A 15,559-nucleotide genomic window follows, 5' to 3' on the forward strand; every position below is an offset into this window, starting at 1 on the left:
GTAGTGTGGGGTCTCCCCATGCGAGAGTAGGGAACTGCCAGGCATCAAATTAAAAGACCTGCACCAGTCTTCGGGGCAGTTCGCTACTCGTCAGAGAGTGGGACAAAAGCGGAAGCTTTTGAACGTTGCGCAGCAACGGCCCGAAGGGTGAATCACGCAGTGATTGATCAACAGCAGGTATTGGATTAAGTGTGCTGATATGGCTCAGTTGGTAGAGCGCACCCTTGGTAAGGGTGAGGTCCCCAGTTCGACTCTGGGTATCAGCACCAGTAATATTGGTTAAAGTTCGGCACGAAGAAAAGAATTTGTCTGGCGGCAAGAGCGCGGTGGTCCCACCTGACCCCATGCCGAACTCAGAAGTGAAACGCCGTAGCGCCGATGGTAGTGTGGGGTCTCCCCATGCGAGAGTAGGGAACTGCCAGACATCAATTAAAGAAGGCCCGATCATCTGATCGGGCCTTTTTGTCATTTCCTTCCGCGAGTTTCCCGGTTTGCAGAATCATCAGACAATACTTACCAGAACCTACTGAGGCTGTTCCAGTTGGCCTTTATGGCGCTGAATTGTCTCCGATCATAAAGCGTTTCAGATTGCATCTCAGCGCTATTTATCGACTGTCTACCAGCATCAGCGCCATCGTAAACATGGTGGATGTATGGCGTTCCACTTCGGGTCAACAACGAAAATGTCATTTGCCGGAGCGTAACGAGCCGCAGCGCTATGCTTTCTCATCTCATCCTGCGACAGGCGATATTACGGAAGTCGTGAAATCTGCTGGAAATCAGGAAACATCAGAGGAGATGTTGTTATGCTGACGCGTATGCCACAGCACAGATGACAGAGTGTGGAAAGTGAATATCAGGTGAGAAAAGATGTATATAACAAAAAGGCGCTTTCCCATGCCGGTCAGCGCCTTTTGAACGAGCAAAGAACGAAAATTAGTTCATGCCGTATTTTTTCAATTTCTTACGCAGCGTACCGCGGTTGATGCCCATCATCAGAGCAGCACGGGTCTGGTTGCCGCGGGTGTATTGCATCACCATGTCCAACAGGGGCTGTTCTACTTCAGCCAGTACCAGCTCATACAGGTCATTAACATCCTGACCATTCAGTTGAGCAAAATAGTTCTTCAGTGCCTGTTTTACCGAGTCACGCAAAGGTTTTTGAGTTACCTGATCCTGAGAGTTAACGGTAGAAACGGTCAGTACGTCAGAATTTACGCGTTGTTCGAACATAGTTCTGTCAGCTCTTTATTTCTGTTTACGCAAAATTTTCGAAGTATGCCTCCAACGCCTCCAGCTGTTCGCTGGCGTCCTCAATGGCGTTGAATGTGCGCCGAAACTGGTCATCTGGAGCGTGTTCCTGGAGATACCAGGCCACGTGTTTACGCGCAATGCGATAGCCTTTTGCCTGACCGTAAAAGTCATGCAATGCCTGAACATGCGTGCAAAGCAAACGCTTAACTTCCGCCAGTGGCAGAGGGTCAAGCTGCTCTCCGGTGTCCAGATAATGCTGGATTTCCCGAAAGATCCAGGGTCTTCCCTGAGCTGCGCGGCCTATCATCAGAGCGTCAGCTCCCGTATAGTCAAGCACAGCTCTGGCTTTAAGCGGGTCTGTTATGTCGCCATTCGCGATAACCGGAATGGAAACTGTCTGCTTAACTGCCCGAATACTGTCGTATTCAGCTTCCCCGTTAAATAAACAGGCGCGGGTGCGACCATGTATTGTCAGGGCCTGAATGCCACAATCTTCAGCCAGTTGGGCAATTTCTACACAGTTACGATGCCCGGGATCCCAGCCGGTGCGAATCTTCAGCGTCACGGGAACCTCCACCGCATTAACCACCGCGCAAAGAATGGCTTTCACCAGTTCCGGGTGTTGCAACAGGGCTGAACCTGCTAGTCTCCGATTCACTTTTTTGGCCGGGCAACCCATATTGATATCAATAATCTGGGCGCCACTTTCCACGTTAATACGTGTAGCTTCAGCCATCTCTTCTGGCACGCTACCGGCGATTTGCACGGTGCGGACGCCAGGCTCATCGACGTGAACCATCCGTAAGCGAGATTTATCACTGGCCCAGACTTCCGGGTTTGATGACATCATCTCCGATACGGTCAATCCGGCTCCCATCTCATAGCACAACTTCCTGAACGGCCTGTCGGTAATACCGGCCATCGGAGCGGCGATCAGACGGTTTCTGAGCTGGTAATGTCCAATGCGCATGAATTAAGAAATGACCATACTGTGACCTGCAAGGCGGCGTATATTACGCATTTTTCGCACGAGATGAAAGGCCAAACTTTGAACAATCCTCTGTCCTGGATCAATGAATCGCGGTTGGCTAAAAAAAAATCTTATAATAGTACATCTAAATCATTGAGTTACGGATGTCTGGCGATTTTGTGCTCTTTTTATTTTTCTCAAAAGTTCTCTATAGTTCTGGCAGTGATAGAGGGGGCAGAATGATAATCTGCTGTTTTTCTGTGCAAATTAGCGCATCTTTATGAGATCTGTCTCTCAGTATTGATGATTGTTCTGTGCAAATGCATAAACGGGACGCGGTCGCGTCCCGCCATGTCAGTTCTTAATACCGGTAATTCGGCACCACTCTTCTTTTTCGGCCAGCGGATCGAGAGTGAACAGTGGTTGGTAGGCTTCGCAGACACTTTCCGCCTGGCTGGCAAGAATACCGGAAAGCCCCAGTAAACCTCCCTGAACGGGCAGTACGCTGATTAAGGGCGCCAGGTCACGTAACGGGCCAGCGAGGATATTTGCGACCACGACATCGGCTTTCATGGCTTCTGGCTGGTTCTGTGGCAGGTAGAGCTCAAGACGGTCTGCCACGCCATTGCGCTGCGCGTTGTCGCGGCTGGCCTGGATAGCCTGAGGATCGATATCAATGCCGATTGCCCGGGCGGCACCCAGCTTCAGGGCGGCAATAGCCAGAATTCCTGAGCCGCAGCCAAAGTCGATTACTGTTTTCCCGGACAAATCAAGGCTATCCAGCCACTCAAGGCACAGTGAGGTGGTTGGGTGGGTGCCTGTGCCGAAAGCCAGACCGGGGTCGAGCATGACGTTAACAGCATTTGCGTCCGGCACTTCGCGCCAACTCGGGCAGATCCACAGCCGCTGCCCGAAACGCATCGGGTGGAAATTATCCATCCACTCCCGTTCCCAGTCTTTATCTTCCAATTGTTCGACTTTGTGATGAAAGCCTGCGCCAAGCAGTGGATGGGGCTCAAGCATCGCCACCACCGTTTTCATATCGGTTTCCGCATCGTACAGGCCGATGATGTCCGTATCACCCCACAGGCGAGTTTCGCCTGGCAGCGGTTCGAAAACCGGTGTGTCATGGGTATCCTGAAAGGTGACGGAAACCGCGCCGCTCTCCATCAGGGCATCTCCCAGCTCTTCAGCGTGGCTGCCGGTAGTATTAATTTTCAGTTGAATCCATGGCATGGCAAAACTCTTTATTGATCGGTGGATGAAATAGCGGCTGTGGCTGAACGGGAATCACCAAAACGGTTACCGATCAGAAAAGCCAGTAAACTTAACAATAGCGAAGGCACAATGGGATGAAAGCCCTGGAACTGATAATTCAGCGTCGCCAGTACTGCGTACAGCACCCCTCCGACGATCATCGCGCTCAACGCGCCTGTGGCATTAGCTTTTTCCCAGTACAGGCCGAGTACCAGCGGCCACAGAAACACGGCTTCCAGACCGCCGAAAGCCAGCAGGTTGAGCCAGATAATCATCTCCGGCGGTCGCCATGCGGCCAACAGCAGCAGGGCGCCCAGCGTCAGAGTAATGCTTGCTGACAGACGCTTGAGCGCTTTTTCGTTGTTGATCTGATCCGGGCGCATATTAAGCCACAGATCTTTGACGATCGTCGCCGATGATTGCAGCAACTGTGCATTAATCGTCGACATGATCGCCGCCATCGGCGCGGCCAAAAAGATCCCGGCGGCGACTGGCGGCAGCACCGTGACCATGAGTGTGGGGATCACCAGATCCGGAACATGGAGATCCGGCAGTATCGCCCGGCCGAGCGCGCCAGCCAGATGCATGCCGAACATCAGTATTGCGACTACGATGGTGCCGATAATGATGCCACGATGTACCGCTTTGCTGTCCTTATATGAGATACAGCGCACCGCGGTGTGTGGCAGCCCGATCACCCCGAAACAAACCAGCACCCAGAAGGAGGCCATAAACGCCGGAGAGAGAATATCATCGGCCCCCTGAGGGGTGACCAGTTTGGGGTCGATTTGCTGAAGCTTATCTACCGCGCTGTGCAGCCCGCCTGCCGCATGGATTATGCCGGCCAGCAGCAGCAGGGTTCCCAGCAGCATCACCAGCCCCTGCATGGTGTCATTCAGCACGCTGGCCCGGAAACCGCCAAAAGCAGTGTACAGTGCAATGCTGATACCAAAAATAAGCAACCCGGTTTCATAAGGAATACCGGCGGCGGTTTCCAGCAGCCTGGCGCCGCCGATGAACTGGACCGTCATTGCTCCGATAAAGGCCACCAGCAGGCTCAGACTGGCCAGCCATACCAGCAACCGGCTGTGGTAGCGGGCGTAAAGCATGTCATTCAGGGTGACGGCGTTATAACGGCGGGCGAGAATGGCGAACTTTTTCCCCAGAATCCCCAGTGATAGCCAGACGGCTGGTAGCTGGATCATGGCCAGAAGCACCCAGCCGAGGCCATATTTATAGGCGGCTCCTGGCCCGCCGATAAAAGAGCTGGCGCTGATATAGGTGGCTGTCAGGGTCATCGCCAGGACAACGCCGCCCATAGAACGGCTACCGAGGAAATATTCGTTCAGGAAATTTCCCTGGGTACGGCGGCGCATGGCGTATAGCGAGATACCAAATACCACCAGAAGATAGGCGATCAGCGGGAGAAGGACTTCAGGCTGCACGATCGTCCTCCAGCGGAATATCTTTAAATATCACTCTGACCATCAGCCAGCACAGTCCGATAAACAGCAGCGGCACCAACAGGCAGGCCATTTCGAACCAGTGCGGCAGTCCGGTGATGCCCTGTGTATCATCAGGTAAGTAAGCAGCCACTAACCATGCGGCAAGATAAAACAGGGTAAGCCACAGCGCCCAGCGCGCTTCTTTATGGGCCTGAACAAAACGTTTGTCCATCATGGGTTCCCGCGGTTGTCGGTAAAGGGGCGATTGTAACTCAGGGGGGAGAGGTTGATAAAAGAAAAAGGCCAGCGTTCGGCTGGCCCTGTGCTATGCGGTATGGGAATTATTTTTCCTGCATACCCAGTTTTTTCTCCAGATAGTGGATATTTGTGCCACCGTGCTGGAAATTTTCATCGCTCATAATGCGCATCTGCAAATCAACGTTGGTTTTAATACCGTCGATGATCAATTCCTGCAGAGCATTCTTCATGCGTGCAATGGCGACGTCGCGGTTTTCGCCGTAGCAGATCAGCTTGCCAATCATGGAGTCGTAATATGGAGGCACTGTGTAATCTGCGTAAATATGCGACTCCCAGCGCACGCCAAAACCGCCAGGCGCGTGGAAACGGGTAATTTTCCCCGGACTTGGCAGGAAAGTGTTTGGATCTTCGGCGTTGATACGGCACTCAACCGCGTGGCCGCGAACCACAACTTCTTCCTGCTTGATGGACAAGGGTTGGCCCGCAGCGATGCGCAACTGCTCTTTGATCAGATCCACACCGGTGATCATTTCGGTGACCGGATGCTCAACCTGGATACGGGTGTTCATTTCAATGAAGTAGAATTCACCGTTTTCGAACAGGAATTCGAAGGTGCCAGCGCCGCGGTAGCCGATATCGACACAGGCTTTTGAGCAGCGCTCGCCGATGTAGCGACGTAGTTCCGGGGTGATACCCGGCGCCGGCGCTTCTTCGACCACTTTCTGGTGGCGGCGCTGCATGGAGCAATCACGCTCGGCCAGATAGATAGCGTTCCCCTGGCCGTCGGCCAGCACCTGGATTTCGATATGGCGCGGATTTTCCAGATATTTTTCCATGTAGACCATATCGTTATTAAATGCCGCTTTCGCTTCGGCACGGGTCATGGAAATTGACTGGGAAAGTTCGGCATCGCTGCGCACCACGCGCATACCGCGACCGCCGCCGCCGCCGGAGGCTTTGATAATCACCGGATAACCAATACGTTTGGCAATCGCGCGGTTTTTATCCATATCGTCGCCCAGCGGGCCATCGGAGCCCGGAACACAAGGGACGCCGGCTTTTTTCATGGCGCTAATGGCGGAAACTTTATCCCCCATAATGCGGATGGTATCCGCGGTCGGGCCAATAAAGATAAAACCGGAACGTTCGACCTGTTCGGCGAAGTTGGCATTTTCCGACAGGAAACCATATCCTGGGTGAATGGCAACGGCGCCGGTAATTTCGGCGGCGCTGATGATTGCCGGGATATTCAGATAACTTTTCACCGACGGAGCCGGCCCGATACAGACCGTTTCATCCGCCAGCAGTACGTGCTTCAGATCGCGATCCGCGGTGGAGTGCACAGCGACAGTCTTAATGCCCAGTTCTTTACAGGCACGCAGAATACGCAAAGCGATTTCACCACGGTTAGCGATAACAATTTTATCCAGCATGTTCGCCTCGTATTACTCGATGACGACCAGCGGCTCGTCAAATTCTACCGGCTGACCATTTTCGACCAGAATGGCTTTTACCACGCCTGCTTTGTCGGCTTCGATCTGGTTCATCATTTTCATTGCTTCAACAATGCACAGGGTGTCGCCCACGCTGACTTTCTGACCCACTTCCACAAAGGCTTTCGCGTCCGGGCTTGGGGTACGGTAGAAAGTACCAACCATCGGGGAACGTACGATGTGACCACTGACTTCTGCTGCTGCGGCCGGCGCTTCCACCGCTGCAGCGGCTACCGGCGCAATAGCCGGCTGAGGTTGCGGCTGGTACATCGGCGCCGCGTAGGCCTGCTGCATCATCGGCGCAGGGTTTGCCACCGCACGACTGATACGCACAGACTCTTCGCCCTCAGAAATTTCCAGTTCAGCGATGCCTGATTCTTCAACCAGTTCGATCAGTTTTTTTATCTTACGAATATCCATGAGTGGGTTCCGTACTCTTGTTTAGTTTGATTGTGACAGGCGTTTCACCGCCGTCTGTAATGCCCAGGAATAGCCATCGGCGCCAAAACCGCAGATGACGCCGCTTGCGATATCAGAGAGATAGGAATGATGGCGGAAAGGTTCGCGAGCGTGGACATTGCTGAGGTGGATTTCGATAAACGGAATCTCTACTGCCAGCAGCGCGTCACGTAACGCCACGCTGGTATGGGTAAATGCGGCCGGATTAATCAGGATATAGTCCACATGACCTTTAGCCTGATGAATTCGGTCAATCAACACATACTCCGCGTTAGATTGCAGGTGCTCCAGAGACACATTCAGCGCTTTTGCTTCCGTCTCGAGTTGGCCGACGATGTGCGCCAGCGTTTGGCTACCGTACTTCTCCGGTTCCCGGGCGCCGAGCATGTTCAGGTTCGGTCCGTTCAAAAGCAAAATGTGGAATTTGTCAGCCATCGTGCCGCTATCTCCCGCAATATCCAGGTATTCGACAAAATATACCTTCACTGGTCGGTTGTCACCTGACAGAGCCAAAAAACCTGCCAGAGAAAAACCAAAGTCGCACATTATAACTATTTCGTCGCATTTGGCAGCTAAATACTGGTCTTATCAGGGAAGATGATCAACCGATATCTGTTCGCCAGCGCTGGCAGGTAACATTTCTGCGGAAAGCTGCACATAACTGGCGATTATTTCCACCACTGGCGGAACTTTTTGAAACGCAAGCTTAAAAGCGCCAGGGCCAGTAAGGCATAGATCAGCGGCTGCGGGGAGAGCGTTTTCACTGACCAGATATAATGAACCGGCGCGAGGATCGCCGCCAGATAGATGCCATTATGCAGATATTGCCAGCGTTTTCCCAACCGATTCTGCGCCGCCCGGGTGGAAGTCAACGCCAGCGCCAGCAGAATCAGCCAGCAGGCCATTCCCAGCGTAAGGTAAGGGCGCTTAACCAGTTCCTGACCCAGCAGCCCCAGATGGTCGATACCCAGCTCCAGCAGGCTATAACTCGTCAGGTGCAGGCTCGCCCAGGCAAAACACCATAACCCCAATAGCCGGCGGGCGCGTATCAAAAGAGGCTGTTTAGCATATTTGGCCAGCGGAGCGACCAGCAGCGTGGCGAGTAGCAACTTGAGGGCCATTCGGCCGGTAAAATGCTGGATATCCCTGGCGGGATCGGCGCTGAATAACCCTTGATTAACAGCCCACACCAGCCATAAGAAGGGGACAAATGCCGCCAGATGGAGAATGACTTTCAGCCAGATAATATGTTTTGCCGTTAACCGCATTCAGAAGTTCTCCCGCAGATTCAGCCCCCGGTATAACCCGGCAACCTGATCGGCATAGCCATTGAACAGCAGCGTTGGCTGACGTTTAACATCCAGAACGCCTCCGGGGCCGATAACCCGCTCGCTGGCCTGGGACCAGCGTGGATGGTCGACGTGCGGATTAACGTTGGCATAAAAACCATATTCATTCGGCGCTGACATATTCCAGGTGGTGGGCGGGCGATCGCGGGTCAGCGTGATACTGACCAGCGATTTTATTCCTTTAAAGCCGTATTTCCACGGAACAACGAGGCGTACGGGGGCGCCATTTTGCGGCGCCAGCGCTTTGCCATAAACCCCAACGGCAAGCAGCGTCAGCGGCTGTTGCGCTTCATCAAGATGCAGGCCTTCGACATAGGGGTACTTCAGGCCGCCGCCGATAAAGCGATCTTTCTGCCCCGGCATTGTTTGCGGATCGTACAGGGTCTGGAATGCGACATATCTGGCATTGCTGGTGGGCTCCGCCAGCGCCAGTAATTGATGGAGGGGGAAGCCCACCCAGGGGATCACCATCGACCATGCTTCCACGCAGCGCATACGGTAAATGCGTTCCTCCAGCGCGAAACGGCGGGTGAGATCGTCGTGATCGAGGGTTAATGGCTTCGCCACTTCGCCATCGATTTTTAATGTCCAGGGGTCGGTTTTCAGACTACCGGCATTCGCAGCGGGATCGGCTTTATCAAGGCCGAACTCATAAAAATTGTTGTAACCCGTCACTTTCTCTTCAGGGGTCAACGGTAATGCGGCTTGCCACTGTTCGGGGCGCCCGAAATCGAGAGGGCGGCCGGCTGGCGCTTTGGGGCGGTCGTTGCCTTTAAACCAGTCAAGGAGATCGGCGTGCGCAAGGCCGGGGAGACTCAGTCCGGCGGCGCTGATGCCAAGCGCTTTCAGCACCTGGCGGCGTTGCATAAAGAAAGCCGACTCGGCAGTAACGTCGGCCTCGGTTAAACGTGGATATTTTTTCATGGCTGGACTCCCGGTCGCCTCTGCCGAAAAACAGAGGGGATGATGATGCGCCATTAATCATGGCAGGGAGTCTGTCAATCTGCTAATACCGCCGATCATAAAATGTAAATAATGTTATTTAATTTTTACCAGTGTTCGTCCCTGGATACGATTGCCAATGATTGCCGCAGCGAACTCCGGCGCTTTAGCCAGCGGGATCTCGGTAGCCGCCTGCTGATAGAAGTTCTGCGGAAGAGAACGAGCCAGGCGCTCCCATGCCGCCAGGCGACGCGATGTCGGGGTCATGACCGAATCGACGCCCTGCAGGCGCACGTTACGTAAAATAAACGGCATGACGGTCGTGGGCAGTGCGAATCCGCCAGCCAGGCCGCAGGCCGCTACGCAACCGCCATATTGCGTCTGGGCCAGAACTTTTGCCAGCACCTTGTCGCCGACGGTATCGATGGCGCCGGCCCAGAGCTGTTTTTCCAGCGGGCGGGTTTCATTGAATTCATCGCGGGGCAGGATACGACCGGCACCCAACTGGCGCAGATAGTCATGGGTGGATTCGCGACCGCTGACCGCGACAACCGGGTAACCGAGCTCATGCAGTAGCGCCACTGCAGTGCTGCCCACTCCGCCGCTGGCGCCGGTCACCAGTATCTCGCCGCTCTGCGGCGTGATACCGGCATCTTCCAGCGCCATGACGCACAGCATCGCAGTGAAACCCGCGGTGCCGATGATCATCGCATTGCGGCCATTCAGGCCCTGCGGCAGCGGCACTAGCCAGTCGCCCTGCACTCTGGCAACATCCGCCAGGCCGCCCCAATGGTTTTCCCCCACCCCCCATCCGGTCAGCAGAACCTGCTGTCCCGGCCGGAAGCGTTCATCGCTGCTGCTGCGCACAGTACCCGAAAAATCAATGCCCGGCACCATCGGGAACTGGCGAATAATTTTCCCCTTGCCGGTGATCGCCAGCGCGTCTTTATAGTTGAGGCTGGACCACTCCACATCCACCGTCACATTGCCTTCCGGTAGCTGGTTTTCATCAATATTTTTCAGTGCTGCCAGGGTGTTACCTTCCTGCTGCTCAAGGATCAGAGCTTGCATAACATGTTCCTCAAAAGTGCATAGATAGGAAAATCGTTCTGAAAGACTATACTCACTACCAGGTTAGTGATGCGATTTATCGCAATAAAACTCTGATAATTCCGCCAGGGTTTGATAGTATGCGACGGAAATTATGTATAGATGTGAGTGCTCACTACTACCCCGAAGTACTGTAGTCTATTTTTTGTTCACAGGGCTTTCCTCAGACGTACGGAGTTAACACAAGGATGCGCTTAACGACGAAATTTTCCGCCTTCTTCACGCTACTGACCGGGCTGGCCATCCTGGTGACGCTGACGGGCGCATCTCTGAGCTTTTATAACTCAATACAGGACCGGGTACTTGGCCGGGTCGAGGCGGTAGCGACACTGATTGACAATGCGCTTATCAGCCAGTCGCCCGATGCTCTTGACGCCCGACTTAACGGTATGATGGTGCCGCTGGATATTACCCGCATCCAGCTACGCGCCGGCCAGTATGTGCTGCTGGATCACAGTATGCAAACGGGCTACCGCTCCTCCTCCGGGATGCCGGATCGCCAACGCACCCTTACGGTTGAACTGTTGAAACATCCGGGGATGTTGCTGGAAATGACTTATCGCGATCCGGTGGCCGGGAACTATCAGTCGCTGTTCAGCATGGCGCCGTTAACGCTTTCCGTTTTATTGATGGTGGTGGTGGTGTTTGCCGCGTCGCACTGGGTGCGTCGGCAATTGTACGGCCAGGAATTACTGGAAAGCCGTGCGGCGCGCATTCTTAACGGCGAGCGCGGCAGAGAAGTGCGCGGCAGCAGCCAGGAGTGGCCCTCCCGCGCCAGCAGCGCGCTGGATCTGTTACTGAATGAATTGCAGGATGCCGGGGAGCGTCGTAGCCGGGTGAATACCCTGATCCGCGCCTACGCCGCGCAGGATGCGAAAACCGGTCTCAATAACCGCCTGTTTTTTGAAAACCAGTTAGCGATGCTGCTGGAGGATCCGGAACAGGTGGGAACCTACGGCATTGTGATGATGATCCGCCTCCCGGATTTCGACATTCTGCGCGATACCTGGGGCAGTGCGGCGGTTGAAGAATACCTCTATACCCTGATTAATCTGCTCTCCACCTTTATTATGCGCTATCCTGGCGCCCTGCTGGCGCGCTACTCGCGCAGCGATTTCGCCGTTTTATTGCCGCACCGTACTTTGAAAGAGGCGGATAGCATCGCCAGCCAGCTGTTGAAAGCGGTGGATACGCTGCCGCCCACTAAAATGGTCGACAGTGATGATATGTTGCATATCGGCATTTGTGCGTGGCGTAGCGGGCAGACGTCGGAGCAGGTCATGGACCATGCCAGCGAAGCGACCCGCAACGCCATGCTACAGGGCGGGAACAGCTGGGCCGTGTATGATGATACGCTGCCGGAAAAAGGGCGCGGCAATGTGCGCTGGCGTACCCTTGTTGAACAGGCGCTGCAGCACGGCGGCCCGCGTTTTTACCAGAAGCCGGCGGTACTGCGCTCCGGTCAGGTGCATCACCGGGAGATTATGTGCCGGATTTTCGACGGCGATCTGGAGGTGGTTTCCGCCGAGTATCTGCCGATGGTGCAACAGTTTGGGTTATCGGAACAGTACGATCGCCAGGTACTGACCCGTGCGATACCCTTACTGGGCTTCTGGCCTGATGTTACGCTGGCGATCCCGGTCACCGTCGAGTCGCTGATTCGTACGCCGTTCCAGCGCTGGCTGCGCGATACCATTATGCAGTGTGAAAAATCGACGCGGCGGCGAATTATTTTGGAACTAGATGAGGCGGATGTGTGTCAACATATCGGTCGCCTGCAAAATGTTATCAGGTTAATCAAGGCGCTGGGGGCTCGGGTCGCGGTGGTTCATGCCGGTTTGACGATTGTCAGCACCACATATATTCATGAACTGGGTATCGAACTGATCAAGCTCGATCCCGGGTTGGTCAGAAATATAGATAAGCGCACTGAGAACCAACTCTTTGTGCAGAGTCTGGTTGAAGCCTGTAAAGATACCCGCACTCGCGTGTTTGCAACTGGCTTACGGACGCGCGGTGAATGGGAAACGCTGCTTGAGCGGGGAATCGATGGGGCCCAGGGCGACTTTTTTGCCGGATCTCAGCCTCTTGACAGTAGCGTGAAAAAATATTTGCAAAGATATTCGGTTTGACCTGCCGTTACGGCGGTTTTCACGTAGAATGTTGCGCGCTGCATCCCGGAGGGGGCGTTCACGCCAGCCGAACGGAATATATCGCAGCACGTGTACGACAGTGAATTGCTGGTATACGTTACATGTACCTCTAAGGGAATTTTTCTGTGAGGCAGACAGGAGTTAAACGGCGTGTAACACAGGTAATTAACTGCGCTATTTTTCACCGCGACAGAACACTTTTGCGCCTTGTCGCTGCCGCGTGTGGTTGGTAAAGTAAGCGGATTTTGTTCCGCCCCAGCTTTCAGGATTATCCCTTAGTATGTTGAAAAAATTTCGTGGCATGTTTTCCAATGACCTGTCCATTGACCTGGGTACTGCGAATACCCTCATTTATGTAAAAGGGCAAGGCATCGTACTGAATGAGCCATCCGTGGTGGCTATTCGCCAGGATCGTGCCGGTTCTCCGAAGAGCGTTGCGGCCGTCGGCCACGATGCTAAACAGATGCTCGGGCGTACGCCGGGCAATATCGCCGCTATCCGTCCAATGAAAGACGGCGTTATCGCTGACTTCTTTGTCACCGAGAAAATGCTGCAGCACTTTATTAAACAGGTTCACAGCAACAGCTTTATGCGCCCAAGTCCGCGCGTGCTGGTCTGCGTACCGGTTGGGGCGACCCAGGTTGAGCGCCGCGCGATTCGTGAATCCGCGCAGGGCGCCGGCGCCCGCGAAGTATTCCTGATAGAAGAACCGATGGCCGCGGCGATCGGCGCTGGCCTGCCGGTATCTGAAGCGACCGGTTCTATGGTGGTGGATATCGGCGGCGGTACCACGGAAGTGGCGGTTATCTCCCTGAATGGCGTGGTGTACTCATCTTCGGTACGTATTGGCGGCGATCGCTTTGATGAAGCTATCATTAATTATGTGCGCCGTAACTATGGCTCCCTGATCGGGGAAGCGACCGCCGAACGTATTAAGCATGAAATCGGCTCTGCCTATCCGGGTGACGAAGTGCGCGAGATCGAAGTTCGCGGCCGTAACCTGGCAGAAGGCGTACCGCGCGGCTTTACCCTGAACTCTAATGAGATTCTTGAAGCGCTTCAGGAACCGCTGACGGGTATCGTCAGTGCGGTTATGGTGGCGCTGGAACAGTGCCCGCCGGAACTGGCTTCTGATATTTCGGAGCGCGGTATGGTACTGACGGGCGGCGGCGCGCTGTTGCGTAACCTTGATCGTCTGTTAATGGAAGAAACAGGAATTCCGGTTGTAGTTGCAGAGGATCCCTTGACCTGCGTAGCGCGGGGCGGCGGCAAGGCTCTGGAAATGATCGACATGCATGGCGGCGATTTGTTCAGCGAAGAGTAATCCGCCGTACAGAGAGGCAACGGGCCCGTTGCCTCTCTGTGTCGGCCCGGGAAAACGCATAGCCTATGAAGCCAATTTTTAGCCGTGGCCCGTCGCTGCAGATCCGCCTTATTCTGGCGGTGCTGGTGGCGCTTGGCGTCATCATCGCCGACAGCCGTCTGGGTACGTTCAGTCAGATTCGAACGTATATGGATACCGCCGTCAGTCCTTTCTATTTTGTCTCTAATGGTCCCCGTGAGCTTCTCGACAGCGTTTCGCAGACATTTGCCTCCCGTGACCAGCTTGAACTTGAAAACCGCGCGCTGCGTCAGGAATTGATCCTGAAAAACAGCGAACTGCTGCTGCTCGGTCAATATAAGCAGGAAAACGCGCGGCTACGTGAATTACTGGGCTCGCCATTGCGCCAGGATGAGCAGAAGATGGTGACCCAGGTTATCTCTACGGTGAACGATCCTTACAGCGACCAGGTGGTCATTGATAAAGGCAGCGTCAACGGCGTTTATGAAGGCCAGCCGGTTATCAGCGACAAAGGCGTGGTCGGCCAGGTGGTGGCGGTGGCGAAACTCACCAGCCGGGTGTTGTTGATTTGCGACGCCACGCATGCGCTGCCTATTCAGGTGCTGCGCAATGATATTCGGGTGATTGCCGCCGGCAACGGCTGTACCGACGATCTGCAACTGGAGCATCTGCCCGCCAATATTGATATTCGTCCCGGGGATGTTTTGGTCACTTCTGGTCTGGGCGGCCGTTTTCCTGAGGGGTACCCGGTTGCCGTGGTCTCGTCAGTGAAACTGGATACTCAGCGCGCTTATACGGTGATCCAGGCGCGTCCGACTGCGGGGTTGCAGCGTCTGCGCTATCTGTTGCTGCTGTGGGGCGCCGACCGCAATGGCGCGAACCCGATGACGCCGGAAGAGGTGCACCGGGTGGCTAATGAACGTTTGATGCAGATGATGCCTCAGGTTCTTCCGCCTCCGGATGCCATGGGGCCTCCGGCTCCTCCCGGCGCTGGTGACGTACCGCCGCCCGCAGCGCCTCCGGGAGGTAACAACTAGTGGCGAGCTATCGTAGCCAGGGGCGTTGGGTCATCTGGCTCTCTTTCCTGGTGGCTCTGCTGCTGCAGGTCATGCCATGGCCGGATGAAATCATGGTCTTCCGGCCGAATTGGGTATTATTGATCCTGATCTACTGGATCCTCGCCCTGCCACACCGGGTGAATGTGGGGACCGGCTTCGTGATGGGGGCGATTCTCGATTTGATCAGCGGTTCCACACTGGGAGTACGCGCGCTCTCGCTGAGCGTGATTGCTTATCTGGTGGCGCTGAAGTACCAGTTATTTCGTAACCTGGCGCTGTGGCAGCAGGCGCTGGTGGTGATTTTGCTCTCCCTGGCGACGGATATCGTTGTGTTCTGGGCCGAGTTTTTAGTGATCAACGTCTCTTTCCGGCCGGAAGTATTCTGGAGTAGTGTAGTAAACGGAGTGCTCTGGCCGTGGATTTTCCTGCTGATGCGTAAAATTCGCCAACAGTTTGCCGTGCAGTAAAG

15 protein-coding genes, 1 tRNA gene and 1 rRNA gene are annotated in these 15,559 nt (G+C 54.7%); 6 read left to right on the forward strand and 11 right to left on the reverse strand.

Going from position 1 to position 15,559, the window contains the following annotated elements:
• Positions 1-193 precede the first annotated feature (193 nt).
• Positions 194-269, forward strand: a tRNA-Thr gene (locus AQ981_RS05555).
• Between the two features lie 39 nt (positions 270-308).
• Positions 309-424 (forward strand): 5S ribosomal RNA (rrf, locus tag AQ981_RS05560).
• Between the two features lie 512 nt (positions 425-936).
• On the opposite strand, the gene fis is transcribed toward rrf, so the two are convergent.
• The 11 genes from fis to acuI form a co-directional block, all read right to left on the reverse strand.
• Positions 937-1,233: a DNA-binding transcriptional regulator Fis gene (fis, locus tag AQ981_RS05565; RefSeq protein WP_000462905.1), complete on the reverse strand. Its 297-nt coding sequence runs from the start codon at positions 1,231-1,233 to the stop codon at positions 937-939.
• Positions 1,234-1,258: 25 nt separating this feature from the next.
• Entirely contained in the window at positions 1,259-2,224 is a 966-nt protein-coding gene (gene dusB, locus AQ981_RS05570) for a tRNA dihydrouridine synthase DusB (protein ID WP_058910775.1), read from the reverse strand.
• A 354-nt stretch (positions 2,225-2,578) separates the two neighbouring features.
• Positions 2,579-3,460, reverse strand: a complete 882-nt coding sequence (gene prmA, locus AQ981_RS05575) for a 50S ribosomal protein L11 methyltransferase (protein ID WP_058910776.1) — start codon at positions 3,458-3,460, stop codon at positions 2,579-2,581.
• A gap of 11 nt (positions 3,461-3,471) precedes the next feature.
• Positions 3,472-4,926 (reverse strand): sodium/pantothenate symporter, encoded by a 1,455-nt coding sequence (panF, locus tag AQ981_RS05580; protein ID WP_058910777.1) that lies wholly within the window; start codon positions 4,924-4,926, stop codon positions 3,472-3,474.
• Positions 4,916-5,158 (reverse strand): YhdT family protein, encoded by a 243-nt coding sequence (locus tag AQ981_RS05585; RefSeq protein WP_058910778.1) that lies wholly within the window; start codon positions 5,156-5,158, stop codon positions 4,916-4,918. The genes panF and AQ981_RS05585 overlap by 11 nt, the downstream gene beginning before the upstream one ends.
• A gap of 109 nt (positions 5,159-5,267) precedes the next feature.
• The gene (gene accC / locus AQ981_RS05590) at positions 5,268-6,617 is read right to left on the reverse strand and encodes an acetyl-CoA carboxylase biotin carboxylase subunit (RefSeq protein ID WP_058910779.1); all 1,350 of its coding nucleotides are present in this window, start codon (positions 6,615-6,617) and stop codon (positions 5,268-5,270) included.
• Between the two features lie 12 nt (positions 6,618-6,629).
• Positions 6,630-7,097: an acetyl-CoA carboxylase biotin carboxyl carrier protein gene (gene accB, locus AQ981_RS05595; RefSeq protein ID WP_058910780.1), complete on the reverse strand. Its 468-nt coding sequence runs from the start codon at positions 7,095-7,097 to the stop codon at positions 6,630-6,632.
• A gap of 21 nt (positions 7,098-7,118) precedes the next feature.
• Positions 7,119-7,571 (reverse strand): type II 3-dehydroquinate dehydratase, encoded by a 453-nt coding sequence (gene aroQ / locus AQ981_RS05600; protein WP_058911076.1) that lies wholly within the window; start codon positions 7,569-7,571, stop codon positions 7,119-7,121.
• A 233-nt stretch (positions 7,572-7,804) separates the two neighbouring features.
• A complete protein-coding gene (msrQ, locus tag AQ981_RS05605; protein ID WP_058910781.1) occupies positions 7,805-8,404 on the reverse strand; it encodes a protein-methionine-sulfoxide reductase heme-binding subunit MsrQ in 600 nt (199 codons plus the stop codon).
• Positions 8,405-9,409 (reverse strand): protein-methionine-sulfoxide reductase catalytic subunit MsrP, encoded by a 1,005-nt coding sequence (gene msrP, locus AQ981_RS05610; protein ID WP_058910782.1) that lies wholly within the window; start codon positions 9,407-9,409, stop codon positions 8,405-8,407.
• A 114-nt stretch (positions 9,410-9,523) separates the two neighbouring features.
• A complete protein-coding gene (acuI, locus tag AQ981_RS05615; protein WP_058910783.1) occupies positions 9,524-10,498 on the reverse strand; it encodes an acrylyl-CoA reductase (NADPH) in 975 nt (324 codons plus the stop codon).
• Between the two features lie 227 nt (positions 10,499-10,725).
• Here acuI and csrD point away from each other — a divergent pair, with 227 nt between their 5' ends.
• From csrD to mreD, 4 genes are all read left to right on the forward strand, one after another.
• Positions 10,726-12,669: an RNase E specificity factor CsrD gene (gene csrD, locus AQ981_RS05620; RefSeq protein WP_058910784.1), complete on the forward strand. Its 1,944-nt coding sequence runs from the start codon at positions 10,726-10,728 to the stop codon at positions 12,667-12,669.
• Positions 12,670-12,970: 301 nt separating this feature from the next.
• Positions 12,971-14,014 carry a rod shape-determining protein MreB gene (gene mreB / locus AQ981_RS05625; RefSeq protein ID WP_000913396.1) on the forward strand — a complete coding sequence of 348 codons (1,044 nt, stop codon included), beginning with the start codon at positions 12,971-12,973 and terminating at the stop codon, positions 14,012-14,014.
• Between the two features lie 65 nt (positions 14,015-14,079).
• The gene (gene mreC, locus AQ981_RS05630) at positions 14,080-15,069 is read left to right on the forward strand and encodes a rod shape-determining protein MreC (protein ID WP_058910785.1); all 990 of its coding nucleotides are present in this window, start codon (positions 14,080-14,082) and stop codon (positions 15,067-15,069) included.
• Positions 15,069-15,557, forward strand: a complete 489-nt coding sequence (gene mreD / locus AQ981_RS05635; RefSeq protein ID WP_058910786.1) for a rod shape-determining protein MreD — start codon at positions 15,069-15,071, stop codon at positions 15,555-15,557. The genes mreC and mreD overlap by 1 nt, the downstream gene beginning before the upstream one ends.
• Positions 15,558-15,559 lie beyond the last annotated feature (2 nt).

This window comes from Entomohabitans teleogrylli (assembly GCF_001484765.1).
Lineage (GTDB): Bacteria > Pseudomonadota > Gammaproteobacteria > Enterobacterales > Enterobacteriaceae > Entomohabitans > Entomohabitans teleogrylli.

Bases quoted from the DNA above. Each gene is read 5' to 3' on its own strand.
- fis (WP_000462905.1), bottom strand. From the start codon at position 1,233: ATGTTCGAACAACGCGTAAATTCTGACGTACTGACCGTTTCTACCGTT.
- dusB (WP_058910775.1), bottom strand. From the start codon at position 2,224: ATGCGCATTGGACATTACCAGCTCAGAAACCGTCTGATCGCCGCTCCG.
- prmA (WP_058910776.1), bottom strand. From the start codon at position 3,460: ATGCCATGGATTCAACTGAAAATTAATACTACCGGCAGCCACGCTGAA.
- AQ981_RS05585 (WP_058910778.1), bottom strand. From the start codon at position 5,158: ATGGACAAACGTTTTGTTCAGGCCCATAAAGAAGCGCGCTGGGCGCTG.
- accC (WP_058910779.1), bottom strand. From the start codon at position 6,617: ATGCTGGATAAAATTGTTATCGCTAACCGTGGTGAAATCGCTTTGCGT.
- accB (WP_058910780.1), bottom strand. From the start codon at position 7,097: ATGGATATTCGTAAGATAAAAAAACTGATCGAACTGGTTGAAGAATCA.
- aroQ (WP_058911076.1), bottom strand. From the start codon at position 7,571: ATGGCTGACAAATTCCACATTTTGCTTTTGAACGGACCGAACCTGAAC.
- msrQ (WP_058910781.1), bottom strand. From the start codon at position 8,404: ATGCGGTTAACGGCAAAACATATTATCTGGCTGAAAGTCATTCTCCAT.
- msrP (WP_058910782.1), bottom strand. From the start codon at position 9,409: ATGAAAAAATATCCACGTTTAACCGAGGCCGACGTTACTGCCGAGTCG.
- acuI (WP_058910783.1), bottom strand. From the start codon at position 10,498: ATGCAAGCTCTGATCCTTGAGCAGCAGGAAGGTAACACCCTGGCAGCA.
- csrD (WP_058910784.1), top strand. From the start codon at position 10,726: ATGCGCTTAACGACGAAATTTTCCGCCTTCTTCACGCTACTGACCGGG.
- mreB (WP_000913396.1), top strand. From the start codon at position 12,971: ATGTTGAAAAAATTTCGTGGCATGTTTTCCAATGACCTGTCCATTGAC.
- mreC (WP_058910785.1), top strand. From the start codon at position 14,080: ATGAAGCCAATTTTTAGCCGTGGCCCGTCGCTGCAGATCCGCCTTATT.